The sequence below is a fragment of the Ursidibacter arcticus genome, assembly GCF_009761375.1.
Taxonomy (GTDB): Bacteria; Pseudomonadota; Gammaproteobacteria; order Enterobacterales; family Pasteurellaceae; genus Ursidibacter; species Ursidibacter arcticus.
This window is the reverse complement of record NZ_LEKM01000129.1, coordinates 1-8298: the sequence shown is the minus strand read 5'-3', so window position 1 is coordinate 8298 and position 8298 is coordinate 1. Positions and strand designations below refer to the sequence as shown.

The window sequence follows — 8298 nt, the reverse complement described above, 5'->3', positions numbered from 1 at the left end:
TCTAAAAACTTAAAAGTCGTATTGAAGAACGCCGATATTGAATTTTCAATCGAGCATCCCCCTCTTTAGCAAAGAGGGGTTAGGGGAGATTTGGCAGACTACGATTACGATGAAAATGCCAAAACAAGAAAAATTACCTTTATCAAAGTTTGATTAGTAACAGATAATTTATCAGATTAACCAAAGAGAACCACAAAATGCCAAAACGTACAGACATACAAACAATTTTAATTATTGGGGCAGGTCCGATTGTCATCGGGCAGGCGTGTGAATTTGACTATTCGGGAGCACAAGCGTGTAAAGCTTTGCGTGAAGAAGGTTATAAAGTGGTGTTAGTCAATTCTAACCCTGCAACGATTATGACCGATCCGAATATGGCGGACGTAACTTATATTGAGCCGATTGAGTGGCGAACTGTTGCGAAAATCATCGAAAAAGAGCGTCCAGATGCCATTTTGCCAACAATGGGGGGACAAACCGCATTAAACTGTGCGTTAGATTTATCTCGCAATGGTGTATTGAAAAAATACAATGTCGAGCTAATCGGTGCAACAGAAGATGCGATTGATAAAGCGGAAGATCGTGGTCGCTTTAAAGATGCGATGACCAAAATCGGTTTAAATACCCCGAAATCCTTTGTTTGTCATAGCTTTGAAGAAGCACTAACTGCACAAGAACAAGTAGGCTACCCAACCTTAATCCGTCCGTCTTTCACAATGGGTGGTTCAGGTGGTGGTATTGCTTATAACCGCGATGAATTTATGGCAATTTGTGAACGTGGTTTTGAAGCCTCACCTACTCACGAATTACTGATTGAGCAATCTGTATTAGGTTGGAAAGAGTATGAAATGGAAGTGGTGCGTGATAAAACCGACAACTGCATTATCATCTGCTCTATTGAAAACTTTGACCCAATGGGCGTACATACAGGCGATTCTATTACCGTTGCCCCAGCTCAAACCTTAACAGATAAAGAGTACCAAATTATGCGTAATGCCAGCCTTGCGGTATTGCGTGAGATTGGGGTAGATACAGGCGGTTCTAACGTTCAATTTGCGATTAACCCTGCAAATGGTGAGATGATCGTCATTGAGATGAACCCTCGTGTAAGCCGCTCTTCAGCTCTTGCATCAAAGGCAACAGGTTTCCCGATTGCAAAAGTCGCGGCTAAATTAGCAGTAGGTTATACCTTAAATGAGCTGCGTAATGATATTACGGGCGGTTTAATTCCTGCCTCTTTTGAACCAACACTTGACTATGTTGTAACCAAAATTCCACGCTTTGCCTTTGAAAAATTTGCAAATGCCGATGATCGCTTAACCACACAAATGAAATCGGTTGGAGAAGTAATGGCAATGGGGCGTACATTCCAAGAGAGCTTGCAAAAAGCCTTGCGTGGCTTAGAAACAGGTATCTGTGGTTTCAATTTACTTTCGGAAGAGCCTGAAAAAATTCGTCGTGAACTAGCTAACCCAGGCCCAAATCGTATTCTTTATGTTGCTGATGCTTTCGGTGCTGGCTTCTCATTAGACGAAGTTCACCACTATTCTAAAATCGATCCTTGGTTCTTAATTCAAATTAAAGATCTTGTTGATGAAGAACTTGCTTTAGAGAAAAAACAGTTCAGCGATTTAGATTATGATGAATTACGCCGCTTAAAACGCAAAGGCTTCTCAGATAAACGCATCTCTCAATTAACCAAAGTAAGTGAGAAAACAGTGCGTGATTACCGCCGTAGCTTAAATATTCTACCTGTATATAAACGTGTCGATACCTGTGCTGCAGAGTTTGCCTCAGATACCGCATATCTCTACTCAACTTATGAAGAAGAGTGTGAAGCTAACCCATCAGATCGCAAGAAAGTAATGATTTTAGGTGGTGGCCCGAACCGTATTGGGCAAGGGATTGAGTTCGATTACTGCTGTGTTCACGCATCATTAGCATTGCGTGAAGCAGGTTTTGAAACCATTATGGTGAACTGTAACCCTGAAACGGTTTCAACGGATTTTGATACATCAGACCGCTTATATTTTGAGCCATTAACCCTTGAAGATGTGCTTGAAATTGTGCGAGTAGAAAACCCTTGGGGTGTAATCGTACATTATGGTGGTCAAACGCCATTAAAATTAGCGAATGCCTTACACGAAGCAGGTGTGAATATTATCGGGACATCCGCAGATAGCATTGATGCCGCAGAAGATCGTGAGCGTTTCCAACGTATTTTAAATGACTTGAATTTAAAACAACCCGCAAACCGCACAGCTCGTAACGCATCTGAAGCAGTCGCGTTAGCCAATGAAGTAGGTTATCCACTTGTCGTTCGCCCTTCTTATGTATTGGGTGGACGAGCAATGCAGATCGTTTATAACGATGATGAACTCAACAAATATATGCGTGAAGCGGTATCTGTTTCAAATGATAGCCCGATCTTACTCGACCATTTCTTAAATAATGCAATTGAAGTGGATGTGGACTGTATTTGCGATGGCGAAAATGTTGTTATCGGTGGCATTATGCAACACGTTGAGCAAGCAGGTATTCACAGTGGCGACTCAGCTTGTTCATTACCACCGTACTCATTAAGCGGTGAGATCCTTGATGAAATTCGCAGACAAACCAAAGAGATGGCATTTGCACTCAAAGTGCGTGGCTTAATGAATGTTCAATTTGCGGTGCAAAATGGTGTTATTTATGTACTTGAAGTCAATCCACGAGCAAGCCGTACTGTGCCTTTCGTGAGTAAAGCAACAGGGCAACCTCTTGCTAAAATTGCAGCTCGTGTAATGGCTGGGGAAACTTTAGCGGAACTCAACGCATTAGAAGAGATTATTCCACACAAATATTTTGTCAAAGAAGCGGTATTCCCATTCATTAAATTCCCAGGCGTAGATACTATCTTAGGGCCTGAAATGCGTTCAACAGGCGAAGTAATGGGCGTTGGTGAAACCTTTGCAGAAGCCTTCTTTAAAGCTCAACTTGGGGCAGGAGAACGTATTCCAAAAGTGGGTAAAGTCTTTATGTCTGTGATTGATCAAGATAAAGATACCTTACTGAAAATTGCCAAACGTTTCCAAGAGCAAGGCTATGGCTTATGTGCGACATTTGGTTCAGCTAAATTCCTACGCGAAAATGGCATTGCTGTCCAAACCATCAACAAAGTGCGTGAAGGTCGCCCACATATTGTTGATGCACTGAAAAATGGTGAAATTGCTCTAGTCATTAACACCGTAAGTGGCGATCCAGAAGTCATTGCCGATAGCCACTCAATCCGCCGTACTGCGTTACAACAACGAGTACCAATTTATACTACTATTGCTGGTGCAGATGCGGTGTCAGTTGGTGTTCATCACATCAATGAATTTGATGTGTACTCTGTTCAAGAACTCCATAACGAGATCAAACAGTAGTTAACACAAGCGGTGAGATTAGTAATAAATTCGGTATCATATAGCAGTTAAACAAAAACCAACAATTTTGTCTATTACACCGCCTAAAATCAATGCTCTTAACTTCAAAACAGGGTTAAGAGCATTTTGTTCATTACACCTCTTAGGATGCTTACTTCTCAATCGCCATAGAAAGTAATGTTATTGGGTGTAAGCACGTTAAGTTAGTAGACATATCAATTTGCCATTTGCAAGTTTCACATTCAGAAACCACGAAATCAAAGCCCCCCTTATTGATATGCTCAAACAATGGATTACCGATAGCTTGTGATGTGTTGTAGTTCTCTGCTTTAAAGCCATAAGTACCTGCAATACCACAGCATTGTGATGGAAGCATCACAATTTCAAGATCAGGAATATGCTTTAATACGTCTAAAGTATAAGGTGCCCAACCCGCTTTATCTACGTGACAAGCGGTATGATAAGCAATGCGTAATGGTATTGATTTAAACTTCGGTTTTCTACCTTCATTAAATAGTTTATACAGATAACGAGTAACAATATTCACGTGAGGGCGAATTTTCGCATTATCCATTCCTAAAACGTGGTGATATTCATCACGCAAATTCATCGTACAGCTTGAAGATGTCCCAACAACGTCAAGTTCACGTTTTTCCACCACTTTTTCGAGTTCTTTTAGGTTGAATTTTGCCAATTTTTTAGCTTTTTCAGGAAAACCATTCACTGCAAGCGGTAAACCACAACATTTTTCTTTTTCGAGTAACACAACACCAATATCCATTGCATTAAAGACATCTATTAACTCTTTGCCTAGCTGTGGATTATTGTAGTTCACATAACAACCGTGATAATAGGCAATCTTTTCACGATACAAACTTTGGCGTTCTGCTTCTTTTTTCAAATACCAATTACGGAAAGAACCAAAAGAATATTTTGGAAGCGTTCTATGACGGCTCACATTCAACGTTTTTTCTAACAAGAAACGAGTAGCTTTTAAGCCTGTGATAGTATTTACAATCGGTGCTAATGGCGTATTAAGTTTTCCCATTAAGTCGGTATTGCTTAATACCGCATCACGCAATTTATTCATAAATGGTTTATTCTGGCGATCAAGATGTTTATTTCTTGCTCGAACAATAATATCACCAATTTTCACATCAGATGGGCAAGCGATTTCACAACGTTTACAGTTAGTACAATATTTTAATGCTTCATCATATAATTCTGCACTTTTTAAACGTAAACGTTCTCCATCAGGTCCTGCTTGTTTAGGACCTGGGTAATTTGGATTTTGACGAGATACAGGGCAAACTGCGGTACAAGCAGTACATTTAATACAGCTTTCAAACGACTCATCAAATCCGTGATGAACAACAGCACTCTCTACATTCTTTTGTGCTTGTTCAATTAAACGTTGAATATTATTCATATAGGTTCCTTTATCACTCACTTATTTTGATCTACTCTCATTCATTAACAACAGAGAGCTTACCCACAAAATAATTTATTGATGCAAAATCTCGTCTGCCACAACTAATGCTGTTACCACTGCAACACCTGAACCACAGCCAAGTTCAAGGCTATTAAAACCACCAATCACATTACCTACAGCATAAAGATTACCAACAAATTGCCCATCTTTTTGAATTTGGCACTTATTGTTAATGGCAACCCCTGCTGATTGATAAGGCTGTGGTGAAGAAAAACGTTCTGCCGTCCACGATAAGCGGTCAGATTTATCAAAATTTTTGCAACCAATAATGTCGCTATGAAAAACAGGTTCTAAAATATGTTCAAATTCTGCAACCAAGCCATTACTAAAAAAGCTACCCGTTGCTAACACAAAATGCTCGGCAGTGATAAAGTTCTCTTGATGAATTTGAGTATAAATTTTGCTGACTTTACCATCTACAAATTCCGCTCTAAGTGCTTTATCACCGTTAAGCATCAAGCCACCTAATTGCTCAAAACGGTGACGTAGCTGTTTATGCTGACGGATACCCAAAAGAGATGGTGGTAAGGTTGGTAATTCAAAAATGGCTAACCCAACAGCTTCTTTTAAGGCATTAAAGAAACTCTGATCATCTAAGCCAAAGCAAGCAGGCAAGAAAATCGCTTGAGCCCCTTGGCTTGCAGTTTTAATTTCTTTGACTAAATCAGCAAAGGCTAATTTATGTTCAAGTAATTGAGCGATATTTACGCTACGAAATTCTCGAGCATTATCTCTTAGCTGATCTAACTCAGGTATATTCAAATAAGCCGTCGAAAGCTGACAATGTGCAAATTGAGCATTCTGTTTTAAATTATCGGCTAAGAGCTGTGGTTGAAAATCGTGATAGCCTTCAATCCCTAAAATCGCAATTGAGTGATAAGGAAAAACCTCACTGCCTTGTACTTTTGGTACACTATTTGGCGACAACCAACTACCACGCAATCCCCCCAGTGGTGTAACTCGTAGGTGATTTTCTGCAATACTACCGATTAAACCTAAATTGAGTGATTTAGCTAAATCTTCAAATTGTTGTGCTTTCTCAATCGTTTTTTCTTTACCAATCAAACAATAAGGGTGTTGTGGTAATTGCTGATAGAATGAAGTGTAGTTTTGCTCAAAATGACGAATTTTCCGTCCACTTGGTAATTGGCTAAGTAAATCCATCGATCCTGAAGCGAAATCAATCGCTGCTTGTCCGTTATTGATAATGACACAACGTTTTCCTTGTGCCTGTAAGGTAACGCCGCAGGTTAAACCAGCAAGCCCGCCACCAATAATTACAACATCAAAATTCATTGTTATCCGTCCCTTGCTGTGCTTGTTGTTCAAGCGGTTGAACATCGTTAAGACCTAATAAACTGTAATAGATCCAGCTTGTGAAATCAGCCTCTCGAATGGCATCTCCCCACGCAATCGGCTCAATACCACGCCAACGCTCTTCCATAAATGAGGCTAATTGTGTCGTAGATTGACGGGGTGTTGCGACTTCAAAGCGAGTCATTAAGCCAGCCGCTCGACACGCACAGAGTTCTGCTTGGCAAGTCCCCATTCCTACTCGTGTACGGCGGCGTAAATCAACGAGATTATTTACGCTTAATTCATCTACTGCATAACGCACTTCACCAGCAGTTACCGCTTCACATTCACAAACTAATGAGCGATCAAGACGTTCTTTATCCAACAAGCGAGTCGCTCGTGAACCGTGGCGATACACCGCAGAATAACGAATTGTGCTTGGTAATGAGATAACTTTATTATTAGTTTCCGCTCGGCTTTCGCTTGAGCCTGGCAAGGCTCTTTCTGCTGTTACACAGCGGTCGGTTTTGTTTAATTTTTTGCAAACGAGATCTGTCGCCCATTCCGCCATTAAACGATAAGTCATCAACTTACCGCCTGTAATGGTAATAAAACCATTTAAGCCATCACGCTCTTGGTGGTCGAGTAGCACAATCCCACGACTCACATTACGTCCTGAAGGGTCATCATCAGTCGCCACTAATGGACGCACCCCTGCATAAGCACGCAATACTCTAGTATGGCGTAAACTCGGTGCGAGTTTTTCCCCTTCACGAAAGAGAATATCCACTTCTTCGGGTGTAACGACCATATTATCAATTTCATCATAAGGAATTCGGCTGGAAGTTGTCCCAATCACAGAAATGGTATCGCCAGGGACTAAAATATCTGCATCAGCAGGTTTACGACAGCGGTTGATCACCATTTTGTTGATACGGTGCCCCATTACCAATAATGCCCCTTTTGCTGGGAACATTCTGATTTTCAAATCACCATATTCAGCAATACCTTGCCCCCAAATACCTGCTGCATTAACAACAACAGGGGCAAAAAATTGACGATCTACTCGATTTTTATGGTCATAAACATTGACGCCAATAACAGTTGCCCCTTCTCGAATTAAGCCTTTTACTTCACAGTAAGTAAATACTTTGGCACCATTTTCAGTCGCATCAAGCATATTCGATGCAGTTAAACGGAAAGGATCGATAGAGCCATCAGGCACAACAACAGCGCCCACTAATTCAGGATTTACCGAGGGTTCCATATAACGTGCAAGTTTTGGATCAATAGCCACCGCTTCAATACCCGATTCAGTACAGGCATCAATAAAAGTTTTTTGGAAACTAAGATCATCTTCAGGTAACGTAATAAATAACCCTTCCGTTTCATCTATGCAATGGCGAGCAATGTTGCGTAAAATTTTATTTTCGACAATACACTCTTCGGCAGACTCTCTATCTTTTACCGCATAACGAGCCCCACTGTGTAACAAGCCGTGATTACGTCCTGTTGCTCCCGTTGCAATATCTCTACGCTCTAACAAAATGCAATCAATACCACGCAATGCACAGTCCCGAGCAATACCTGCCCCTGTCGCACCGCCACCGATAATAATGACATCTGTACTTAATGGTGAAAAATCAGCCACATTTCGATACATTTGAGGTGATATAGCCATAACCTCCCCCACAAATTTAATAAATAACGAAAAGAAACAAAATTATAGTGAAATTCTATGATAATGAGCGAAATAGAACAATAAGATGAGCAATAAAGTGTGAATTAGATCACTATTTATATTTAAAAGAAAAATAAATGGAATAAAACCATAAATTTATTGTGAGCTACTTCACAAAACCCAATAAAAAATTTAGGTGCTATTTTTCTTTTTCGATATGATGACATACCCCGATATTCGTAAATGAATATCCGATTATTGACAAAGTCTTTTTTCATTCGGACGCCAGCGTGGCGTCCCTACAAGGAAAGTTATAACCAATTGAAAAATAACAGATTTTATTTTGTTATGTAGGGACGCCACGCTGGTGTCCGTTAATTGGATACAACAAATTGGGGTTTGTCATCAGTCTGCAGTTTTAT

At 40.4% G+C, this 8298-nt stretch carries 4 protein-coding genes; 1 reads left to right on the top strand and 3 read right to left on the bottom strand.

The window, feature by feature from the left end; translation table 11 throughout:
• Window positions 1–197 precede the first annotated feature (197 nt).
• A complete protein-coding gene (carB, locus tag A1D25_RS05085) occupies window positions 198–3407 on the top strand; it encodes a carbamoyl-phosphate synthase large subunit (protein WP_157394616.1) in 3210 nt (1069 codons plus the stop codon).
• Window positions 3408–3558: 151 nt separating this feature from the next.
• On the opposite strand, the gene glpC is transcribed toward carB, so the two are convergent.
• The 3 genes from glpC to glpA all read right to left on the bottom strand — a co-directional run bounded on the left by glpC (window position 3559) and on the right by glpA (window position 7876).
• Complete coding sequence (gene glpC / locus A1D25_RS05080; RefSeq protein WP_157394615.1) at window positions 3559–4836, bottom strand: anaerobic glycerol-3-phosphate dehydrogenase subunit GlpC; 1278 nt, start codon at window positions 4834–4836, stop codon at window positions 3559–3561.
• 75 nt (window positions 4837–4911) lie between these two features.
• The gene (glpB, locus tag A1D25_RS05075; protein WP_157394614.1) at window positions 4912–6195 is read right to left on the bottom strand and encodes a glycerol-3-phosphate dehydrogenase subunit GlpB; all 1284 of its coding nucleotides are present in this window, start codon (window positions 6193–6195) and stop codon (window positions 4912–4914) included.
• Entirely contained in the window at window positions 6185–7876 is a 1692-nt protein-coding gene (gene glpA, locus A1D25_RS05070) for an anaerobic glycerol-3-phosphate dehydrogenase subunit A (protein WP_157394613.1), read from the bottom strand. The genes glpB and glpA overlap by 11 nt, the downstream gene beginning before the upstream one ends.
• Between the last annotated feature and the right edge of the window lie 422 nt (window positions 7877–8298).